This window comes from Nocardia sp. NPDC050717 (genome assembly GCF_040654275.1).
Taxonomy (GTDB): domain Bacteria; phylum Actinomycetota; class Actinomycetes; order Mycobacteriales; family Mycobacteriaceae; genus Nocardia.
In genome coordinates, this window is the sequence record NZ_JBFAHR010000001.1 from 203,347 (window position 1) to 223,010 (window position 19,664).

General features: G+C 68.4%; 21 protein-coding genes. 11 read left to right on the forward strand and 10 right to left on the reverse strand.

The window, feature by feature from the left end; translation table 11 throughout:
- Positions 1–156 precede the first annotated feature (156 nt).
- From lpdA to AB0H56_RS01000, 3 genes are all read left to right on the forward strand, one after another.
- Positions 157–1,560 carry a dihydrolipoyl dehydrogenase gene (gene lpdA / locus AB0H56_RS00990; RefSeq protein ID WP_357155960.1) on the forward strand — a complete coding sequence of 468 codons (1,404 nt, stop codon included), beginning with the start codon at positions 157–159 and terminating at the stop codon, positions 1,558–1,560.
- A 277-nt stretch (positions 1,561–1,837) separates the two neighbouring features.
- Complete coding sequence (locus AB0H56_RS00995; protein ID WP_357155961.1) at positions 1,838–2,299, forward strand: L,D-transpeptidase; 462 nt, start codon at positions 1,838–1,840, stop codon at positions 2,297–2,299.
- Positions 2,300–2,309: 10 nt separating this feature from the next.
- Positions 2,310–3,011, forward strand: a complete 702-nt coding sequence (locus AB0H56_RS01000; RefSeq protein WP_357155963.1) for a polysaccharide deacetylase family protein — start codon at positions 2,310–2,312, stop codon at positions 3,009–3,011.
- A 43-nt stretch (positions 3,012–3,054) separates the two neighbouring features.
- Here AB0H56_RS01000 and AB0H56_RS01005 read toward each other — a convergent pair whose 3' ends face one another.
- The gene (locus AB0H56_RS01005) at positions 3,055–3,462 is read right to left on the reverse strand and encodes a helix-turn-helix domain-containing protein (protein WP_357155964.1); all 408 of its coding nucleotides are present in this window, start codon (positions 3,460–3,462) and stop codon (positions 3,055–3,057) included.
- A 101-nt stretch (positions 3,463–3,563) separates the two neighbouring features.
- Between AB0H56_RS01005 and AB0H56_RS01010 the strand changes: the two genes are divergently transcribed.
- Together AB0H56_RS01010 and AB0H56_RS01015 are read left to right on the forward strand one after the other, a co-directional pair.
- Positions 3,564–4,412 carry an SDR family oxidoreductase gene (locus AB0H56_RS01010; protein ID WP_357155965.1) on the forward strand — a complete coding sequence of 283 codons (849 nt, stop codon included), beginning with the start codon at positions 3,564–3,566 and terminating at the stop codon, positions 4,410–4,412.
- A 103-nt stretch (positions 4,413–4,515) separates the two neighbouring features.
- Entirely contained in the window at positions 4,516–4,839 is a 324-nt protein-coding gene (locus AB0H56_RS01015) for a hypothetical protein (RefSeq protein WP_233001596.1), read from the forward strand.
- On the opposite strand, the gene AB0H56_RS01020 is transcribed toward AB0H56_RS01015, so the two are convergent.
- Entirely contained in the window at positions 4,840–5,217 is a 378-nt protein-coding gene (locus tag AB0H56_RS01020; protein ID WP_357155967.1) for a VOC family protein, read from the reverse strand.
- Positions 5,218–5,301: 84 nt separating this feature from the next.
- Complete coding sequence (locus AB0H56_RS01025) at positions 5,302–5,850, reverse strand: carboxymuconolactone decarboxylase family protein (protein WP_357155968.1); 549 nt, start codon at positions 5,848–5,850, stop codon at positions 5,302–5,304.
- Positions 5,851–6,017: 167 nt separating this feature from the next.
- Between AB0H56_RS01025 and AB0H56_RS01030 the strand changes: the two genes are divergently transcribed.
- Entirely contained in the window at positions 6,018–6,902 is an 885-nt protein-coding gene (locus AB0H56_RS01030) for an NERD domain-containing protein (protein WP_357155970.1), read from the forward strand.
- Here AB0H56_RS01030 and AB0H56_RS01035 read toward each other — a convergent pair whose 3' ends face one another.
- The 6 genes from AB0H56_RS01035 to urtA form a co-directional block, all read right to left on the reverse strand.
- Complete coding sequence (locus AB0H56_RS01035) at positions 6,903–7,607, reverse strand: GntR family transcriptional regulator (protein ID WP_357155971.1); 705 nt, start codon at positions 7,605–7,607, stop codon at positions 6,903–6,905.
- A 14-nt stretch (positions 7,608–7,621) separates the two neighbouring features.
- Positions 7,622–8,314 (reverse strand): urea ABC transporter ATP-binding subunit UrtE, encoded by a 693-nt coding sequence (gene urtE, locus AB0H56_RS01040; protein ID WP_357155973.1) that lies wholly within the window; start codon positions 8,312–8,314, stop codon positions 7,622–7,624.
- Complete coding sequence (urtD, locus tag AB0H56_RS01045; protein ID WP_233001025.1) at positions 8,307–9,116, reverse strand: urea ABC transporter ATP-binding protein UrtD; 810 nt, start codon at positions 9,114–9,116, stop codon at positions 8,307–8,309. Before urtD ends, urtE begins: the two co-directional genes overlap by 8 nt.
- The gene (urtC, locus tag AB0H56_RS01050) at positions 9,113–10,243 is read right to left on the reverse strand and encodes an urea ABC transporter permease subunit UrtC (RefSeq protein ID WP_357155974.1); all 1,131 of its coding nucleotides are present in this window, start codon (positions 10,241–10,243) and stop codon (positions 9,113–9,115) included. Before urtC ends, urtD begins: the two co-directional genes overlap by 4 nt.
- Positions 10,244–10,316: 73 nt before the next feature.
- A complete protein-coding gene (gene urtB, locus AB0H56_RS01055) occupies positions 10,317–11,201 on the reverse strand; it encodes an urea ABC transporter permease subunit UrtB (protein ID WP_110039106.1) in 885 nt (294 codons plus the stop codon).
- Positions 11,202–11,361: 160 nt separating this feature from the next.
- Positions 11,362–12,612, reverse strand: a complete 1,251-nt coding sequence (gene urtA, locus AB0H56_RS01060) for an urea ABC transporter substrate-binding protein (RefSeq protein ID WP_357155976.1) — start codon at positions 12,610–12,612, stop codon at positions 11,362–11,364.
- Between the two features lie 329 nt (positions 12,613–12,941).
- On the opposite strand from urtA, the gene AB0H56_RS01065 reads away from it, so the two are divergent.
- The gene (locus AB0H56_RS01065) at positions 12,942–14,771 is read left to right on the forward strand and encodes an acyl-CoA dehydrogenase (RefSeq protein WP_357155977.1); all 1,830 of its coding nucleotides are present in this window, start codon (positions 12,942–12,944) and stop codon (positions 14,769–14,771) included.
- Between the two features lie 4 nt (positions 14,772–14,775).
- Here AB0H56_RS01065 and ramB read toward each other — a convergent pair whose 3' ends face one another.
- Complete coding sequence (ramB, locus tag AB0H56_RS01070) at positions 14,776–16,182, reverse strand: acetate metabolism transcriptional regulator RamB (RefSeq protein ID WP_110039109.1); 1,407 nt, start codon at positions 16,180–16,182, stop codon at positions 14,776–14,778.
- A 94-nt stretch (positions 16,183–16,276) separates the two neighbouring features.
- Here ramB and AB0H56_RS01075 point away from each other — a divergent pair, with 94 nt between their 5' ends.
- Genes AB0H56_RS01075 through AB0H56_RS01090 form a run of 4 tightly spaced genes read left to right on the forward strand, consistent with a single transcriptional unit; the run spans position 16,277 to position 19,635 of the window.
- Positions 16,277–17,785, forward strand: coding sequence for an ATP-dependent DNA ligase (locus AB0H56_RS01075; RefSeq protein WP_357155979.1), 1,509 nt, complete (start codon positions 16,277–16,279; stop codon positions 17,783–17,785).
- A gap of 30 nt (positions 17,786–17,815) precedes the next feature.
- Positions 17,816–18,988 carry an inorganic phosphate transporter gene (locus tag AB0H56_RS01080; protein WP_357155980.1) on the forward strand — a complete coding sequence of 391 codons (1,173 nt, stop codon included), beginning with the start codon at positions 17,816–17,818 and terminating at the stop codon, positions 18,986–18,988.
- A gap of 12 nt (positions 18,989–19,000) precedes the next feature.
- A complete protein-coding gene (locus AB0H56_RS01085; protein WP_357155982.1) occupies positions 19,001–19,282 on the forward strand; it encodes a hypothetical protein in 282 nt (93 codons plus the stop codon).
- Positions 19,279–19,635 (forward strand): DUF3349 domain-containing protein, encoded by a 357-nt coding sequence (locus tag AB0H56_RS01090; RefSeq protein ID WP_357155983.1) that lies wholly within the window; start codon positions 19,279–19,281, stop codon positions 19,633–19,635. Before AB0H56_RS01085 ends, AB0H56_RS01090 begins: the two co-directional genes overlap by 4 nt.
- Positions 19,636–19,664: the final 29 nt, after the last annotated feature.

Consider the following 19,664-nt stretch of genomic DNA (forward strand, 5'->3'; position numbering starts at 1 on the left):
AGGACCCGTGCGCGCGGTGGGTCTCGGCGGGCGCTCACCCTTGGAGACACTACCGATCGGTCACTTCGGCGGCACCCGTCGCGCGGGCCGCGGACGGCCTCACCTATGTGGGGGACGGGTGGGTGAACTCCCCGAAACAGAGTTAGGCTCGGGGTCGTGACTTCCCACTACGATGTCGTCGTTCTCGGCGCTGGTCCCGGCGGATACGTCGCCGCGATCCGCGCCGCTCAACTCGGCCTGCGAACAGCGATTGTCGAGCAGAAATACTGGGGTGGCGTGTGCCTGAACGTGGGCTGCATCCCGTCCAAGGCACTGCTGCGCAACGCCGAGCTGGCCCATATCTTCCACAAGGAGGCCAAGACCTTCGGCATCTCCGGTGAGGTCAGCTTCGACTTCGGCGCCGCCTTCGATCGCAGCCGCAAGGTGGCCGACGGGCGCGTCAAGGGCGTGCACTTCCTGATGAAGAAGAACAAGATCGACGAGTTCGACGGTCTCGGCACCTTCACCGGCCCGAACGCCCTCGATGTGGCCCTCACCAAGGGCGGCACCGAGTCGATCACGTTCGACAACGTCATCATCGCCACGGGCACCACCACCAAGCTGCTGCCGAACACCCAGCTCTCGGCCAATGTGGTGACCTACGAGGAGCAGATCCTCACCCGCGACCTGCCCGGCTCGATCCTCATCGTCGGCGCGGGCGCCATCGGCATGGAGTTCGCCTACGTCCTCAAGAACTACGGCGTGGACGTGCGGATCGTGGAGTTCCTCGACCGCGCGCTGCCGAACGAGGACGTCGACGTCTCCAAGGAGATCACCAAGCAGTACAAGAAGCTCGGCATCACCATCACCACCGGTGCCGCCGTGCAGACGATCGACGACGACGGCTCCAAGGTCACCGTCCAGATCAAGGACAACAAGTCCGGTGCGGTCGAGACCGTCACCGTCGACAAGGTGCTGCAGGCCGTCGGCTTCGCGCCCCGCGTCGACGGCTACGGCCTGGAGAACACCGGTGTCGCGCTCACCGACCGCGGCGCCATCGCGATCGACGACTACATGCGCACCAACGTGCCGCACATCTACGCGATCGGTGACGTCACCGCCAAGCTGCAGCTGGCGCACGTGGCCGAGGCGCAGGGCGTCGTCGCCGCCGAGACGATCGGCGGCGCGGAGACCATGCCGCTGGGCGACTACCGGATGATGCCGCGCGCCACCTTCTGTCAGCCGCAGGTCGCCAGCTTCGGCCTCACCGAGCAGCAGGCCCGCGACGAGGGCTACGACGTGAAGGTCGCGACCTTCCCGTTCACGGCCAACGGCAAGGCGCACGGCCTGGCCGACCCCACCGGCTTCGTGAAGCTGATCTCCGACAACACCCACGGCGAACTGCTCGGCGGCCATCTCATCGGTCCCGACGTCTCCGAGCTGCTGCCGGAGCTGACCCTGGCCCAGAAGTGGGACCTCACGGTCAACGAGCTGGCCCGCAACGTGCACACCCACCCGACTCTGTCGGAGGCACTCCAGGAAGCGATCCACGGCCTCGCCGGCCACATGATCAACTTCTGATTCCACACGGACACGAGGGGCGGTCGCCGGGCGACCGCCCCTCGGTCGTGTCCGGGGCCGGAATTGCGTCTATTTCTTTTCGGCAAAATTCCGGGCGGTGATTTGGTGAATTGCGTTTGTGTGACAGATGATGCGTTGGCACCTCTGGTGACAGTTCTGGCTCGTGTTCGACATGTTTGTGTTCCATGAGATGGTCCCCTCGCCCGAATGCTCGCGGCGGCGGGCACGGTTGAGAGGCAGCGAACCTGTGAAGCGGATTCTCGGTTGGGCAGCACGCGTGACGGCGCTGGTGGCGGTGGCCGGATTCGGCACCATGGCCCCGGCGATGGCCGAACCCCTTTTCCCCGGTGGCCCCGACGTTCCCGGCGTCGGTTCGATCGTGCCGACGGCCTCGCCGTGCCCCGTGGTCGAGGCCAGGGCGTGCATGCGGCTGTCGACGAACGAGGCGTGGCTGGTCGACAACGGCCGCGTGATCTTCGGCCCTACCCCGATCTCGCACGGTATGCCCGGATACGAGACCCCGCCCGCGGTGACCAGGATTTCCTTCAAGCGGGAATTCCACTGGAGCACGATGCACGACGCGCCGATGCGCTGGGCCACCTTCTTCAATGGTGATATGGCATTCCACGTCGGCCCGGTGAACTCGCAGTCGCACGGTTGTGTGCGGATGACCGAGGACGGCGCGCACCGATTCTTCGATTACCTGAACCCGGGCGACATCACCCAGGTGATCGTGTAGGAATCACCGTGTGCGCAAGTGGTTGATCGGCGGGGCCGCTGTCCTCGCGACAGTGCTGGCAGTGGCCGCCGGGCTGTATGTCCTGATGAATTCGCGGACCTATCAGCTGGCGGGCACGCTCGTCGACCGGGTGGACACCGACGAGAAACTCGTGGCGCTCACCTTCGACGACGGCCCCACCGAACGCACCCCCGAGATCCTGCGCATGCTCGCCGAATTGCGGGTCACCGGCACCTTCTATCTGATCGGTGACGATCTGGCCGCCCGCCCGGAGCACGGCGCGGCGATCGCGGCCGCCGGACACGAGATCGGCAATCACACCTACACCCACCGCCGCATGGTGCTGATCTCCGGTGACACCGCGCGCGAAGAGGTCGAACGCACCGACGCCGAGATCCGCCGCACCGGCTACCAGGGCGAGATCACCTTTCGCCCGCCCTACGGCAAGAAGCTGTGGTCGCTGCCGCGCTATCTCTCCGAGCACGACCGCACCACCGTCATGTGGGACGTCGAGCCGGATTCCGCGGGCGGCGCCACCCGCGACGCCATCGTCGCCGACACCCTCGCCCAGACCCGGCCGGGCTCGATCGTCCTGCTGCACGTGATGCACGGCAGCGAATCCGCCGCTGCCTTGCCCGCCATCGTCACCGGCCTGCGCGCCGAGGGCTACCAGTTCACCACCGTCTCCGACCTGCTGAAACGCACGAAGTAGCCGACGCGCGCCGACGGCGCCCAACCTCCCCGATCCGCTGCTGTCAGGTCGTCGGTGTGGCCGCGCGGTGGTAACTCGCCTGGGCCGCGCGGACGGTGTCCATGTTGGTTTCCAGCACCACGATCAGTGATTCCAGGCGCTCGGCCACCTGGGCGCCGAGCTCGGTCAGCGTGTATTCCACGCGCGGCGGGATGGCTTCGAGGACCTCGCGATGGACCATGCCGTCGCGTTCGAGCGTCTGCAGGGTCTGCGACAGCATGCGCTCGCTCACGCCGTCGACGCGCCTGCGGAGCGCGCTGAACCGGTACGGCCCCTCCCGCAGCGCCACCAGCGCGAGCACGCCCCAGCGGCTGGCGACGTTCTGCAGGACCGGTCGCGAGGTGCAGTTCCGTGCGAAGACGTCGGCTTCCAGCGCCTGATCGTCGTCGGTCGACGGTGGCCGCGTGTTCATGCTGCCGATCGTACCCCCCTTGACCAGAGTGCCTACGGAATGCATAGTGCTTACGAATAGTTAGTGCTAGAAAATCGGTACGGACCCTGGAGGAAGAAATCATGACCGTCGCGGTGACCGGAGCGAGTGGACAACTGGGCAGGCTCGTCGTCGAGGCCCTGCTGACGGCCGGTGAGCGGCCGGTGGCGATCGTGCGCGATCCCGCCAAGGTGGCCGACCTGGCCGAACGGGGCGCGCTGGTGCGCCAGGCCTCCTACGACGACCCGGCCGCGCTCGACGCCGCGCTCGCGGGTGTCGACCGGGTGCTGCTGATCTCGGGCAACGAGTTCGGCGCCCGGGTCGCCCAGCACACGAATGTCATCCGGGCCGCCGAGCGCGCGGGCGTCGAACTGCTCGCCTACACCAGCATCCCGGCGGCACAGGACAATCGGATGATCCTGGCGGGCGAACACCGCGGCACCGAAGAGGTGCTCGCCACCGCGACGGTCCCGACGGTCCTGCTGCGCAACAGCTGGTACTGGGAGAACTACGCGGAGGGCGCGGCGCACGCCGTCGAGACCGGCGTGCTGGCGGGCGCCTCGGCCGACGGCAAGGTCTCCGGCGCCCCGCGCGCCGACTACGCCGCGGCGGCCGCCGCCGTGCTCACCACCGACGGCCATGCGGGCCGGGTCTACGAGCTCGGCGGCGACGACGCGCTCACCGGCGCCGGCATCGCCGCGGTGCTCGCCGAGGTCACCGGCAAGCCGGTGCGCTACGAGAACCTGGCCGAAGCCGACTACGCCGCCGTCCTCGGCCGGGCCGGCCTGCCGGAGCCGGTGGCGGCCGCGCTGGCCGACGCCGATTCCGGCATCGCCGAGGGCCTGCTCGAGGTGCGCACCGGCGACCTGGCCAAGCTCATCGGCCGCCCGGTGACCCCGCCCGCCGAGGCGTTCCGCGCGATTCTGGGCTGAGTTCGGGGTGGGTCGTCGGCCGGCGGTGTGGCAGAGTTCGGGTGTGGCTTCCGAAACTCCCCGCCGACGCGCGCACTCCTACCTGAGTGGGCTGCTGTTCGTGATGGGCGCTCTGCACTTCGTCGCGCCCAAGCCGTTCGACGGCATCGTGCCGCCGCAGCTGCCCGGCGACCCGCGGACCTACACCTACGGGTCCGGGGTCGCCGAGCTCGGCGTGGCGACGGCGCTGGCCGTGCCGCGCACCCGCCGTCTCGGCGGGTGGCTGGCGGCGGCGCTGTTCGTCGGGGTGTTCCCGGCGAACATCCAGATGGCGGTCGACGTCGTCAAGAACCCGAAGTCGCCGGGCCTGTTCAAGGCCGGTGTGCTGGCGCGCCTGCCGCTGCAGATCCCGCTGATCGTCGCGGCCCTGCGGATCGCGCGCCGCTGATCACACCCACTGGACGAGCTGGATGACGATTCCGTTCGGGTCGGTCATCTGGAAGTAGCGCTCGCCCCACTCCTCGGTCTCGATCTCGGTCTCGATCGGGACTCCGGCGGCGCGCAGGCGCTCGTACTCGGTGTCGATGTCGTCGACCGTGAACACCACGAGCGTGCCGTCGCCCGCGCTGCCCGCGATGCGCGCCGGTTTGAAGGTGCCGAGGCCGGTGCGCAGGAAGATGACGTTCATTCCGGCGTCCGGCCTGGCCAGGGAGACGAATCCGTCGGCGGCCATCTGCTCGGTGAAGCCGAGATGGTCGACGAGGAACTGTGCCGAGGCCGTCGGGTCGGCGACATTGAGCGAAATGGCTGAGCCGGTGATCTGCATGCGGTCTCCTCGCTGGCGTTAACTCCGTACTTTGTACGCTCTAAACGATGGCGCGAGAACGCCGGTTCCGCTCTATGACCTACGTCACTGAAAAGTGTCGCGGTCCACGCGCAGGGTGGTGATGGTGGCGGCCAGGCCCTCGTACTGGTTGATGAGCAGCACGATCTCGATCAGCAGCCGCTCGTCGAAATGCGCCGCGAGTTCGGCCCAGGCCGCGTCGTCGACGTCCCTGGTGCGCACGAGCTGATCGGTGACGGTGAGCAGGGCGCGCTGGCGCGGCGTCCAGCCCTCGGCCGCGGGCCCGGCGCCGACCCGGTCGATCTCCACCCCGGTGAGCCCGGCCTTGCGGCCGAGACGGCGATGGTGATCGGTCTCGTAGCCGCACTCGCGCAGGTGCGCGACGCGCAGGATCACCAGCTCGGCCTCGGTGCGCGGCAGCCGTCCGCCGGGCATGAGCTTGCCGGAGAAATGCAGCCAGCCGCGGAACAGTCCGCCCGTGCGGCCGAGTGTGCTGAAAAGCTGTGCGTCGGCGGTGCCGGACGCGCGGGAGAGCACCTGCCAGACAACCCAGTTGATCGGCCCGAGCTCGCCGAAGCGTCCCGGTGAAATACGTGGTCGGCCCGCGGACTCCATGCGTCGGAGCGTACTCGCCGGTATCGAATTTCGGAGCGGACTGCCGCAGTCGTGCCGGTTTTCTTGGTTTCCAGTGGTTTTCGCACCGCTGGGGCGTCATGATCGGTGGGTACCGCAGCGCGCAGCGGCGGTGTGAGGACGCAGCACTGGTAGGGGAACACAAGCACATGCTGGTTCGGATCAGGCCGGGGCCGGAGCTCACCGGTGCCGAGCGCGAGTTCGTCGATTGCCTGCGCGCGTATCCGAGCACGGGGCTCGCGCTGGTCGATTGCCGGGTGGGTGATCGGCGGCTCGGGGCGGTGGTGGTGACACCGCGGGGGATCACGGTCATCGAGGTGAAGGGGTTCCGGCGGCGGCAGAGCGGACTGCTCTCGCTGGCCGGGGGAGCGTGGACGATCAGCGACAATCCGCTGGAACTGGCCGGCGATCCGGCGGCCGGGCTCACCGACCAGGTCGAACACGGCGTGCACGCGGTGCGGGTGGCGCTGGAGCAGGCACTGCAGGACAGCAGGCACGTCAGCGGCGCGGTGGTGCTCGTGCCGTATCGGGGCGTGGTGGTGCGTCCGGCGCGCACGGCCCTGCGGCCCGGGCTCGACGTGCTGGTCGCCAACACCGTCGACGCGCACGAACTGCGGGTCTACCTGGAGGGATTCTCCGCGGGCCCGCGCGAATGGACCATCGACCGGGTGCTCAACACCTGCACCGCGCTGGGGGTCGCCGAGCTGGCGCCGTCGAAGGCCGAACTCGCCGAGGACGGATTCGACGGCAACCGCCCCGCCCGCGCGCCCGTCCCGGCGCAGCCGCGCAGGTTCACCGAACCGGTCGCGGCGCCGCCACCGGCCGAGCCGTCGCGGCGCGGGAAACTGGTCGGCCCTGTCGTGTTCGCCGCCGCCCTGCTCGGCGTGTTCGTGGTGTTCCTCGTGGTCGGCCAGGCCCTGCTGCGGGACGCGCCGACCCCGCGTTCCACCACCGAGACCACCACGACCACCCGCGTCATCGTGCCAACGACCCAGCGCCAGGTCGAGTGCTTCCCGTTCCAGACCCAGTGCTGATCAATCCCGCACGGCGCGACCGAGTTTGGTGAAGGCGATGGCCTGCTCCGCGCGGACCCGGACGTGCGCGCGGGAGGAGTCCAGGTGCGCGGTGAGGGTGCGCAGCGCCCGCTCGGGGTCCCCGGCGAGCAGGTGTTCGGCGATGGCGATGTGATCGGCGGTCATCACGGCGATCCGTTCGGCGTTCGCCACGTCCGTGGTGCGGACCGGGCGCACCCGCAGGTGGACCGCGGTCAGTGCCTCGGCGAGGGCTGAATTGCCCGCCGCGAGAAGCAGTTCGGTGTGGAAGCGCTCGTCCGCGGCCACCAGGTCGGGGCCGGGCTCCGGTGGGGTGGCCCGGTATCCGCGCCAGCGATCCAGTTCGGCGCGCACGGCGGACAGGTCGTGTGCGGGGCTCCGGTGAAAGCCGCGCGTTTCCAGGACTGTTCGCAACTCGAAGAGCTCGTCGAGTTCCGCGAGTCGCAGCCGGTAGGGGTAGAGGCCGTCGGTGTGGCGCTGGATCAGCCCGTCGGCCTGGAGCCGGGCCAGCGCCTCGCGCACGGGGGTGCGCGAGACGCCGTACCGCTGGGCCAGCCGCTCGGCGCGCAGCCGTTCGGTGGGCTGGAGCGTGCCGATCGCGAGGTCGTCCCGCAGCGCCAGATAGACGCGCTCGGTCAGTGACACCCGCCCCCGGCGCCTCCGCCCACCAGCGCCTTCGCCCGCCATGCGTCGGCTCGCGTTCAGATCGCCATCGCCGCGCGGACCGCGGATTCCGCGCCTGCACCGCCCTCGCCCGACGAGCCGAGATGGCCGGAGTGCAGCACGTAGTAGTGCTGGGCGGCCTGCAGCGCGAAGCCGATGTGCTGCTCGACCAGCAGCACGCTGAGTCCACCGCGCTTGGTGAGGTCGATGATCGTGCGCTCGATCTCGGCCACCACCGAGGGCTGGATGCCCTCGGTCGGCTCGTCCAGGATCAGCAGTTTCGGCTCGGTGATCAGGGCGCGTGCGATCGCGAGCTGTTGGCGCTGGCCGCCGGAGAGCAGCCCGGCCTTGCGGGTCAGCAGCTCCCGCAGCGCGGGGAAGAGCGTGAGCGATTCCTCGATCAGCGCCTTGCCGCGCTTGCGTCCGTCGGCGACCACCTGCAGGTTCTCTGCGGTGGTCAGCTGCGGGAAGCTCTGCTGCCCCTGCGGCACGTAGGCGATACCGCGCTTCACCCGTTGTGACGGGGCGAGTTTGGTGATGTCGTCGCCGTCGAAGGTGATCGTGCCCGACTTGGTCGGCAGCAGGCCGACCGCGGTGCGCAGCAGGGTGGTCTTGCCCGCGCCGTTGTGGCCCATGATGGCGACCACGCTGTCGTCGGGCACGGTCATGCTCAGCCCGTGGATCACCTCGGTGCGGCCGTAGCCGGACCGGACCTCGTGTAGTTCAAGCATCGGCCGACTCCCTGTCTGTCGTGTCTTCGGCCAGCGCGGCGGTGCCGAGGTAGACCTCCTGCACCTTCGGATCGGCCTGCACCTGTTCGACACTGCCCTCGCTGAGCACCTTGCCGCCCGCGAGGACCGTCACCGAGGTGGCGAACGAACGCATGAAGTCCATGTCGTGTTCCACCACCACGACCACGCGGTCACCGCCGATGCGGCGCAACAGGTTTCCGGTCTCCTCGCGCTCCTCGGCGCTCATGCCGGCGACCGGCTCGTCGAGCAGCAGCACCGAGGCGTTCTGCACCAGCAGCATGCCGATCTCGAGCCACTGCTTCTGTCCGTGCGCGAGCACACCGGCGGGCTTGTCGCGCAGGGCGGTGAGACCCGTTGTCTCCAGCGCCTCTTCGATCGCGGGCAGCACCGACTTGCGCTTGCGCAGCAGGGTCAGCGCCGAACGTCCGGCGCCGGCGGCGATATCGAGGTTCTGCAGCACGGTGAGCTGCTCGAACACGCTCGCCGTCTGGAAGGTGCGGCCCACGCCGAGGCGGGCGATCTGATGCACCTTCTTCCCGATCAGCTCGGTGCCCGACTTCTGCGCCGAGCCGGTGGCCGGGACCAGGCCGGTGATGGCGTCGATGAGCGTGGTCTTGCCCGCGCCGTTGGGACCGATGAGGAACCGCAGGTCGCCCTGCAGCACGGTCAGATCGACCTCGGTGACCGCCTTGAATCCGTCGAAACTGACCGAGAGGCCACGGATTTCGAGGTAGTCGCTGTCCATGCCCGCGTTGCCGCCCGCTTTGGGTTCGTGGGTCATCGCGCTTCCACCTTCTCCTCGAGGACGACCGGCTCCACCGGCGGCGCCGGGGGCGCCTGCTTGCGCCGGTCGTCGAGCCAGCCCTTCAGCAGCGGCCACAGTCCGGCCAGCCCGGCCGGAATGAAGCCGACGACGACGATGAACAGCACGCCCTGCAGGTAGGTCCAGCCCGACGGGAACGACTCCGACAGCGAGGTCTGCGCCCAGGCGACCCCGATCGCGCCGAGGACCGGACCGAGCAGCGTGGTCCGTCCACCGATCGCGACACCGATCAGGAACGCGATCGACGGGACGACGCCGATGTCGGCGGGCGAGATGATCCCGACGATCGGCGTGAACAGCGCCCCCGCGATGCCGGCCAGGAACGCCGCCACCACATACGCGACGATCTTGATATTGGCCGGGTCGTAGCCGAGGAAACGCACCCGCTCCTCCGCGTCCCGCACCGCGACCAGCAATTCGCCGTAGCGGCTGTTGTTGAGCTGGCGGATCAGCGCCACCACCACGAGCAGCGTGCCCGCCGCGATGAAGAACAGCATCTGCCGGTTGGCCGGGTCCGACAGCTTGAAGCCGAAGAACGACCGGAAGTCCGACAGGCCGGTGAAGCCGCCGATGGCCTGCTGACCGGTCAGCAGGATCGCCAGCGCGGCCGCCAGCGCCTGGCTCAGGATCGCGAAGTACGCGCCGCGCACCCGGCGCTTGAACACGCCGTACCCGAGCACCGCCGCGATCAGGCCGGGCAGCACCAGGATGCCGAGAATGGCCACCGGCGCCGAACCGAACGGCTGCCAGAAGGTCGGCAGCTCGCTGATGCCCGAGATCTCCATGAACTCGGGCACGTCGTTGCCGAGGCGGGCAGCGTCGGCGAGCTGCATGTGCATGGCCATGATGTAGGCGCCGATGCCGAAGAACACGCCCTGGCCGAGCGTGAGCATTCCGCCACGGCCCCAAGCCAATCCGATGCCGGCCGCCACGATGGCGAAGCACAGGAACTTGGCGAGCAGGTTGAGCCGGAAGTCGCTGAGTACGGTGGGCGCCACGGCGAACAGCAGGATCGCGGCCACGGCGAACCCGGCCAGCGGGGTCGCCCGCGGATGGGCGCGCAGACGTTCCATGAGTGCGGTCATGACAGTGTCCTTTCTGGCATGCCCGGGCGGCCTGCGTGGTTACGCTGCGCTGCCGCCTCCGGCCGCTGACCGTTCATGCCAAACTCCTCGTCCGCACGGTGAACAGGCCCTGCGGGCGGACCTGCAGGAAGATGACGATCAGCACGAACACGATCACCTTCGCGATGGACGCGGTGGTGGAGTATTCGATGAACGAGTTGAGCAGGCCGAGCGCGAACGCCGCGATCACCGTGCCCTTGATCTGGCCGAGCCCGCCGATCACGACCACCAGGAACGCGTCGATCAGGTAGCTCTGGCCGATGGTCGGGCTGGTCGAGCCGATCAGCGTCAGCGCCACCCCGGCGACGCCGGCGAGTCCGGAGCCGATGAAGAACGTGCTGATGTCGGTGAATCGGGAAGAGATGCCGGAGGTTTCGGCGAGGCCGCGGTTCTGCACGACGGCCCGGATGCGCCGCCCCATCGGGGTGGCCTTGAGCACGGCGGCCAGCGCGGTCACCGCGACCACGGCCAGCACCAGGATGAAGATGCGGGTCTTGGGCACCACCGCGCCCGCGATGGTGATTCCGCCACTGAGCCATTCGGGCACGAGCACGTTCTTGGCGGGCGCGCCGAAGATGTCACGCGCGGCCTGCTGCAGCACCAGCCCGACGCCGAAGGTGACCAGCAGCGTGTCCAGCGGCCGGTCGTACATGTACCGGATCAGCCCCATCTCCAGGGCCGCGCCGAGCAGGCCGCCGATCAGGAAGCCGAGAAGCAGCGAGACGACCAGCGAGACGCCCGCCGACGAGAAGACCTGCTGCACAACGTAGGTGGTGTAGCAACCGGCCATGATGAACTCGCCGTGCGCCATGTTGATGACGCCCATCTGACCGAACGTCAGCGCCAGGCCGAGCGCGGCGAGCAGAAGAATTGATCCGAGGCTCAACCCGGTGAAGAGCTGGCCGATGAGTACATCCATATGAGTTCCCTGCGATCGGTGACCACGAACGGCCGGCCTGGTGGCGGCCCGTTCGCGGCCGGCTCGCCGCCGACCGGCCGAGACGATGCGCTCTGGCGCGGGTATCGACCGGTCGGCGGTGAGCCTTGGGGGCCGCGAACACGTCGCGGCCACGCGACAGCTACTTCAAGCCCTTGGCCCAGTCGTAGGACTTCAGGTACGGGTCGGGGGTGATCGCCTTGCCGGAATCCCAGACCGTGTAGATCAGGCCGTCCGGACGGATCTCACCGATGCGGGCGGTCTTGGTGATGTGGTGGTTGCTGCCGTCGATGGTGACGGTGCCCTCCGGCGCGTCGAAGCTGACGCCGTCGGCCGCGGCCTGCACGTCGGCCACCGCGAACGACTTGGCCTTCTCGACGGTGTTCTTCCACAGGTAGACCGAGGCGTAAGCGGCCTCCATCGGGTCCGAGGTCGGCTTGTCGGCGCCGAAGGCGGCCTTGTAGTCGGCCACGAACTTCTTGTTCGCGGGGGAGTCGACGGTCTGGTAGTAGTTCCAGGCGGTCAGCTGGCCCGCGATGTTCTGCGCGCCGATGCCTGCGACCTCCTCCTCGGCGATCGACACCGAGACCACCGGCATCTCAGTGGCTTTCAGGCCCGCGTTGGTGTATTCGCGGAAGAAGGCCACGTTCGAGTCGCCGTTGAGGGTGTTGAACACCGCCCCCGCCTTGGCGGTACGGACCTTGTTGATGATGGTGGAGAAGTCGGTGGAGCCGAGCGGGGTGTAGTCCTCGCCCTTGATCTCGATGCCGTTGGCCGCGGCGTAGGCCTTGATCTCGCGGTTCGCGGTCTGCGGGAACACGTAGTCCGAGCCGACCAGGTAGAGGGAGGTGATCCCCTTCTGCTTCAGGTAGTCCAGCGCGGGCACGATCTGCTGGTTGGTGGTGGCGCCGGTGTAGAAGATGTTCTTCGAGTCCTCGAGGCCCTCGTACTGCACCGGGTAGTAGAGCAGCGAGTTCAGGCTCTCGAACTTGGGCTTCATCGCCTTGCGGCTCGACGAGGTCCAGCCGCCGAACACCGCGGCCACACAGTCGGAGCTGATCAGCTTCTCCGCCTTCTCGGCGAAGGTCTTCGGATCGGAAGCGCCGTCCTCCTTGATGATCTCGATCTTCTTGCCGAGCACCCCGCCGGCGGCGTTGATCTGGTCGATCGCCAGCTTGGTCGAATTGGCCACGGTCACTTCGGAAATGGCCATGGTGCCGGAGAACGAGTGCAGCGAACCGACCTTGATGGTGTCCTTGGAGGTGTCGAGGCAGGACGCGGCGGTCGAGCCGGACGACGCGTCGTCACGGGCACCGCAACCGGTGAGCAACAGGCCGGCGAGGGCCACCGCGGCGGGCGCGACGAGCGCCTTGACCACACGGGAATCAGACATGGGACGGTTCTCCTCATCAGGTGTTACGGCGGCGCCATGCGCGCCACAACGAACACCACCGCTGCGCCCGTGTACACCGGGTTGTATACAGCGGCTGTATTCGTGAGCGGAACAGTAGAGGGAACATGTTGCACCGGAATATCTCTCGGTCACGTGCCCGTTTCGTCTGTTTCGCCCGTGTGAACAATTGCTCAGCGCCGGGTCCGCCCGTCCGCGCGCCTACGCTTGCGTAGGGAGACCGCGGTGCGGCACGCTTCGAATTCGTACGACGTCGAACAGCCGAATCTCGCGGCGCTCGGGCCGCGGATGGTCAGTCGAGGAGGAGCCCAGTGGGGCACTACAAGGCGAACGTGCGTGACATCGAGTTCAATCTCTTCGAGGTACTGAGCCTGGACAAGCTCCTCGACACCGGCGCCTACGGCGACCTCGATTCCGACACCGTGCGGCAGATTCTCGACGAGGTGAAGCGGCTGGCCGAGGGACCCATCGCGGAGTCCTTCGCCGCCGCCGATCGCGAGCCGGTGGTCTATCGCCCCGACACCTTCGACATCTCGGTGCCGGAGCCGCTGCGCAAGACGGTGGCCGCGGTGCACGAGGCGGGCTGGTACCGGCTCGGCATGCCCGAGGGCATGGACGGCACCCCCGCGCCGAACGTGCTGATGTGGGCGCTCAACGAACTCGTCATCTGCGCCAACCCCTCGGCCAGCTTCTTCAACATGGGCCCGCTGATGGGCTCGGTCCTCTACGAGGTCGGCACCGAGGAGCAGAAGCGCTGGGCGCGCGGCGGTTTCGAGCGTGGCTGGCAGGGGACCATGGTGCTCACCGAGCCCGACGCGGGTTCCGACGTCGGCGCGGGCCGCACCAAGGCCGTGCCGCAGCCGGACGGGTCGTGGCACATCGAGGGCGTGAAGCGGTTCATCTCCGGTGGTGACGTGGGCGAGGTGGCCGAGAACGTCTTCCATCTCGTGCTGGCCAGGCCGGAAGGGGCCGGTCCCGGCACCAAGGGGCTGTCGCTGTTCTACGTGCCCAAGTTCCTCTTCGATCCCGAGACGATGGAGCTCGGCGACCGCAACGGCGTATACGTCACCGGGCTCGAGCACAAGATGGGCATCAAGTCCTCGCCGACCTGCGAGCTCACCTTCGGCGGCACCTCGGTCCCCGCCAAGGGCTGGCTGGTCGGTGACGTGCACAACGGCATCGCGCAGATGTTCAAGGTGATCGAGAACGCGCGCATGACCGTCGGCGTGAAGTCGTCGGGGACGCTCTCCACCGGGTACCTGAACGCGCTCGAATACGCCAAGACGCGGGTGCAGGGCGCGGATCTGACCCAGATGGCCGACAAGGCCGCGCCCCGGGTGACCATCACCCATCACCCCGATGTGCGCCGCTCGCTGGCCATGCAGAAGGCCTACGCCGAGGGGCTGCGCGCGGTGTATCTGTATACCGCCGCGCATCAGAACGCCGACGTGGCGCAGCTCGTGTCCGGCGCCGACGCGGAGCTGGCGCACCGCGTCGACGATCTGCTGCTGCCGATCGTCAAGGGCGTCGGTTCCGAGCGGGCCTACCAGCTGCTCACCGAGTCGCTGCAAACTTTCGGCGGCTCCGGGTATCTGCAGGACTATCCGATCGAGCAGTACATCCGCGACGCCAAGATCGACTCGCTCTACGAGGGCACCACCGCGATCCAGGCCCAGGACTTCTTCTTCCGCAAGATCATTCGTGATCGCGGAACGGCGCTGGCGCACGTCAACGCGCAGATCACCGCGTACCTGGACAACGACTCGGGCCGCTTCGCCACCGAACGCGCCCTGCTGCGCACCGCCCAGTCCGACGTCCAGGCGATGGCCGCCACCCTCACCGGCTACGCCATGGCGGGCCAGACCGACCCGACCGAGCTCTACAAGGTGGGCCTCGGCTCGGTGCGCTTCCTCATGGCGATGGGCGATCTGCTCATCGCCTGGCGCCTGCTCGTCCAGGCCGACGTCGCCGCCGCGGCCCTCACCGCCGAAGCCTCCCCCAAGGACCGCCCCTTCTACCAGGGCAAAGTAGCCGCAGCCACCTTCTTCGCCAAGAACGTCCTCCCCGAACTGTCGGCCACCAAAACCATCCTCGCCACCCTCGACAACGACATCATGTCCATCCCGGAGGAAGCCTTCTGACGGCCTACTTGATCAGGTAGGGGGAGACCGAGCTGCGGTGTTCGCTGATGTCGAGGGCCTTGCCGAGCGGGGGGAAGGCGCGCTGGGGGCAGTTGGAGCGGACGCAGACGCGGCAGCCGGCGCCGATGGGGGTGGCCGAGGCCTCGCCGAGGTCGATGCCGTCGGCGTAGACGACGCGGCCCGCGTGGCGCAGTTCGCAGCCGAGCCCGATGGCGAAGGTCTTGCTGGGCTGGCCGTAGCGGGTGGCGCGGCGTTCGACCGTGCGCGCCACCCAGAGGTATTTGCGGCCGTCGGGCATCTGCGCGATCTGGGTCATGATCTTGCCGGGGTAGGCGAAGGTCTCGTAGACGTTCCACAGCGGGCAGGTGCCGCCGCTGGCGGAGAAGTGGAAACCGGTGGCGGACTGGCGTTTCGACATGTTGCCCGCGCGATCGACACGCACGAACGAGAACGGCACCCCGCGCAGGCTCGGCCGCTGCAGGGTCGAGAGGCGATGGCAGATCGTCTCGTAGCTCTGTGAGAAGAACGCGGACAGCCGCTCGATGTCGTAGCGGAAGTCCTCGGCCACCTCGTGGAAGTGGTTGTAGGGCAACACCGTCGCCGCCGCGAAGTAGTTGGCCAGGCCGAGCATGGCGAGCTTGCGGGCCGCCTCGGAGGCGAAATTGCCCTCCTCGACCAGCTTTTCGAGCAGCGGCCCGCATTCCAGATAGGCGAGCTCGGCGGCCAGCTTGAACGTGCGCTGCCCACCGGAGAGGTGGGGCGAGATCTCGAGCTGCTTGGACTCGGGATCGTAGTGGTGCAGCACGCCCTCGCCGAGGTCGATCCGCTCGACGATCCGCACGTCGTGCGAGCGCAGCAGCCGCACGATCTCGGTGCTCACCTCGCCGCCGTGGAAACGGATGCGCGCGGTGAGTTCCTCGGCCGCGGTGTCGAGTTCGTGGATGTAGTTCTGCCGCTGATAGAAGTAGTCGCGCACCTCCTCGTGCGGCTTGGAGATCGCGGCGCTGCCGGAACCGTCGGAGAAGCGGTCCTCGGTGGCGGCGGCCAGCTGGGCGCTGGTGTTGCGGTACCGGTTGTGCATGGCGACCAGCGCGCGCGCCATGCTCGGATGCGCCGAGACCATGTCGGCGATCTCCTGGGTGTCGGCCTCGATGCCGAGCTCGGCGTCCATGACGACCTCCTGCAGCTCGGCGATGAGCCGGGTGTCGTCCTGGGCGGAGAAGAAGGCGGGGTCGACGCCGAAGACCTCGTTGATCCGCTTGAGCACGGGCACCGTCAGCGGCCGCACATCGTGCTCGATCTGGTTGAGGTAGCTGGCCGAGATCTCCAGTTTCTGGGCCAGGGCGACCTGGCTCAGACCGCGCTCGGTTCGCAGCTGGCGCAGCCGCGCACCGACATAGGTCTTGGCCATGTGTCCAGCTTATGGCCGCTTTCGCAGACTTGCCAACGGAACCTTAACAGCGTGGGGTGAGCGATGTGTCACACCGGCGCGCTACCGTCAGCGGGTGCTGTTCAGCGAAGTGGTCGCGGTCTCGGCGGCCGTGCGCGCGACCAGGTCACGCAAGGCGAAGATCGCCGCGCTGGCCGAGCTGCTCGCGTCCGCCGGGCCCGCGGAGATCGCGACGGTGGTGGCCTGGCTCTCCGGCGAACTGACGCAGGGCCGGATCGGGGCCGGGTGGCGCACGGTCACCGGCCTCGACACCCCGCCCAGCGCGGCGGCGAGCCTCACCGTCGAGGCAGTCGATGCCGTCTTCACGCAGCTCACCGGGCTCAGCGGCACCGGCTCCACCCTGCGCAGGCGCGCACTGCTGACCGAGCTGTTCACCGCCGCCACCGCCGACGAACAATCCTTCCTGTTACGCCTGCTCACCGGCGAACTCCGCCAGGGCGCGCTGACCGCGATCGTCGTCGAAGCACTCGCGCAAGCCACCGGCATCCCTGTCGAGGTGGTGCGCCGCGCGCACATGCTCTCGGGCCAGCTGCCCGCGACCGCCGTCGCCGCGATCACCGGCGGCGAGGCGGCGCTGCGCGCGTTCCGGCTCGAGGTGGGCAGGCCCGTCGCGCCGATGCTGGCCTCGCCGGGCGGCTCGCTCGACGAGGCACTGGCCGAACTCGGCTCGCGGGTGAGCGTGGAACACAAACTCGACGGCGCCCGCATCCAGGTGCACCGACAGGGCGAGCAGGTGTGGATCTTCACCAGGACCCTGCGCGACATCACCGCGGGTGTGCCCGAGCTGGTGCAACTCGTGCGCGGGCTCGCATGTACCAGCGTGGTGCTCGACGGTGAGACCCTCGCCCTCACCGACGCGGGCAGGCCGCGCCCGTTCCAGGAGACGATGAGCCGTTTCGCCACCGTCGCCGACACCACCGAACTGCTGCTGCACCCGTACTTCTTCGACTGCCTGCACCTGGACGGCCGCGACCTGCTCGACGAACCACTGCACGCGCGGCGCACCGCCCTGGAGCTGGTGGCGGGCGAACACGCCATCCCCGCGCTCATCGCCCCCGACGCGGAGGCCGCCGCCGAGTACTACGACGACGCGCTCGCCGTCGGCAACGAGGGCGTGATGATCAAATCGCTCGACGCGCCGTACGCCGCGGGCAGGCGCGGCAAATCCTGGCAGAAGATCAAACCCGCGCACACCCTCGACCTGCTCGTGATCGGCGCCGAATGGGGATACGGCCGCCGCACCGGCTTCCTGTCGAATCTGCACCTGGCCGCGCGCGACGAGGAGACCGGCGAACCGGTGATGGTCGGCAAGACGTTCAAGGGCCTCACCGACGAATTGCTGCGCTGGCAGACCGCGGAATTCCCGCGCTATCAAACCGGCACCGACGGGCACGCGGTATTCCTGCGCCCGGAACTCGTCGTCGAGATCGCGCTCGACGGGGTGCAGACGAGTACGCGATATCCCGGCGGCGTCGCCCTGCGATTCGCGCGGGTCGTGCGATATCGCCCGGACAAGGAGCCGCAGCAGGCCGACACCATCGCCACGGTCCGGGCTCTCGGCTGAACCGGGACCGGCATACGACACACTGTTCGGGTGAGCGCCGAACTAATGGTCCTGTTGATCGTCATCATCACAGCTCTCGTCTTCGACTTCACCAACGGCTTCCACGACGCGGCCAACGCCATGGCGACCTCCATCGCCACCGGTGCGCTGCGGCCGCGGGTGGCGGTGGCGCTGTCGGGCGTGCTGAACCTGATCGGCGCGTTCCTGTCGGTGGCGGTGGCGGCGACGGTCGCCAAGGGCATCGTGAAATTGGACGAAGTGACCGGCCACGACCTGCTGGTGATCGTGTTCGCCGGACTGGTCGGCGGCATTCTGTGGAATCTGCTCACCTGGTTGCTCGGACTGCCGTCGAGTTCCTCGCACGCCCTGTTCGGCGGCATCATCGGCTCGACGATCGCCGCGCTCGGCTGGAGCGGCGTGGTCTGGTCCTCGGATTCGGGCGGCGTGCTGGTCAAGATCGTGCTGCCCGCGCTGCTGGCCCCGGTGATCGCGGCGGGCGTCGCGGCCGTTGCCACTTTTCTCGTCTACCGCATCACCCGTGGCGTCGACACCGACAAGTCGACCCAGGGCTTCCGCTGGGGTCAGATCGGTTCGGCCTCGCTGGTCTCGCTCGCGCACGGCACCAACGACGCGCAGAAGACGATGGGCGTCATATTCCTCGCGCTGGTCGCCCACGGCTCGCTCGACAAGGACGACCACATGCCGCTGTGGGTGATGGCGGTCTGCGCGGTCGCGATCGCGCTGGGCACCTATCTCGGCGGCTGGCGGATCATCCGGACGATGGGCAAGGGGCTGGTCGAGATCGAGTCGCCGCAGGGCATGGCCGCCGAATCGACCTCGGCCGCGATCATCCTCACCTCGGCGCACTTCGGGCTGCCGCTGTCGACCACCCAGACCGCCACCGGCTCGATCCTGGGCACCGGCCTCGGCAAGGGCGCCGAGGTGCGCTGGAATGTGATGGGCCGGATGGCCGTCGCCTGGCTGCTGACCCTGCCGATGGCGGGCATCGTCGGCGCGATCTGCTGGGCCATCGCCCACTTCATCGGCGGCCTGCCCGGCGTGCTGGTGGTGTTCGCGATCCTGATCACCGGTGCGCTCGGCATCTACCTGTGGTCCCGGCGTGACCCGGTGGGGACCCACAATGTGAACGAGTGGCCCGGCGACGCGCCGCGGACCGCGTCCGAACCGAACCACGCCGGCTAGAAGGGAGCGATCGTGCAATCCGTGATCACGAATCTGAGTTCACTGTGGGAAGTGGTGCTGGCCGCCCTCGTCTTCGGCGCCGGGGTGCCCGCCGTGTTCGCCCTCGCGGTGCGCTGGTGGGCCAAGGCGGAAACGGTCGACGCCGACGGCCGCGTGCGCCGGAATTATCCGGCGCTCACCGGCGCGCTGCTGTGCCTGATTCTCATCATCGTGGTGGTGATCACCGGAATCCTGTTCACCGCCAAGGCATTCATCGCCCATCAGTTCGGCATCCAGCTGTTCGGCCAATCATGAGCGAGGAACCGATGACCGATCCGTCACCCACTCCGGCCGTTCGCCGCAATCTGCTCGCGCGCGTGCTCGGCTGGCTGCGCGCGGGATATCCGCAGGGCATTCCGCAGTCCGACTACGTCGCCCTGTACGCGGTGCTGCACCGCCATCTCACCGAGTACGAGGTGCGCGCGATCGGCGCCAGGCTGATCGAGGCCAATCCGGAGCGGGAAGCGATCAGCGAGGCCGAGATCGAAGCGGCCATCGCGGATTTCGCGAAGGAGCAACCGGCGCCCGCCGATGTCGCGCGGGTGGCGTCGCATCTGGCCGCGGGCGGCTGGCCATTGGCCGAACCGCTCGATGACAGTGAGCTTTAACAGTTTTCGATTCCCCGGGCTGTGCCGCG

Excerpts from the sequence above, each read along its gene's own strand:
- AB0H56_RS01005 (WP_357155964.1), bottom strand. The coding sequence starts at position 3,462 with ATGAACACGCGGCCACCGTCGACCGACGACGATCAGGCGCTGGAAGCC.
- AB0H56_RS01010 (WP_357155965.1), top strand. The coding sequence starts at position 3,564 with ATGACCGTCGCGGTGACCGGAGCGAGTGGACAACTGGGCAGGCTCGTC.
- AB0H56_RS01015 (WP_233001596.1), top strand. The coding sequence starts at position 4,516 with ATGGGCGCTCTGCACTTCGTCGCGCCCAAGCCGTTCGACGGCATCGTG.
- AB0H56_RS01020 (WP_357155967.1), bottom strand. The coding sequence starts at position 5,217 with ATGCAGATCACCGGCTCAGCCATTTCGCTCAATGTCGCCGACCCGACG.
- AB0H56_RS01025 (WP_357155968.1), bottom strand. The coding sequence starts at position 5,850 with ATGGAGTCCGCGGGCCGACCACGTATTTCACCGGGACGCTTCGGCGAG.
- AB0H56_RS01030 (WP_357155970.1), top strand. The coding sequence starts at position 6,018 with ATGCTGGTTCGGATCAGGCCGGGGCCGGAGCTCACCGGTGCCGAGCGC.
- AB0H56_RS01035 (WP_357155971.1), bottom strand. The coding sequence starts at position 7,607 with ATGGCGGGCGAAGGCGCTGGTGGGCGGAGGCGCCGGGGGCGGGTGTCA.
- urtE (WP_357155973.1), bottom strand. The coding sequence starts at position 8,314 with ATGCTTGAACTACACGAGGTCCGGTCCGGCTACGGCCGCACCGAGGTG.
- urtD (WP_233001025.1), bottom strand. The coding sequence starts at position 9,116 with ATGACCCACGAACCCAAAGCGGGCGGCAACGCGGGCATGGACAGCGAC.
- urtC (WP_357155974.1), bottom strand. The coding sequence starts at position 10,243 with ATGACCGCACTCATGGAACGTCTGCGCGCCCATCCGCGGGCGACCCCG.
- urtB (WP_110039106.1), bottom strand. The coding sequence starts at position 11,201 with ATGGATGTACTCATCGGCCAGCTCTTCACCGGGTTGAGCCTCGGATCA.
- urtA (WP_357155976.1), bottom strand. The coding sequence starts at position 12,612 with ATGTCTGATTCCCGTGTGGTCAAGGCGCTCGTCGCGCCCGCCGCGGTG.
- ramB (WP_110039109.1), bottom strand. The coding sequence starts at position 16,182 with ATGGCCAAGACCTATGTCGGTGCGCGGCTGCGCCAGCTGCGAACCGAG.
- AB0H56_RS01090 (WP_357155983.1), top strand. The coding sequence starts at position 19,279 with ATGAGCGAGGAACCGATGACCGATCCGTCACCCACTCCGGCCGTTCGC.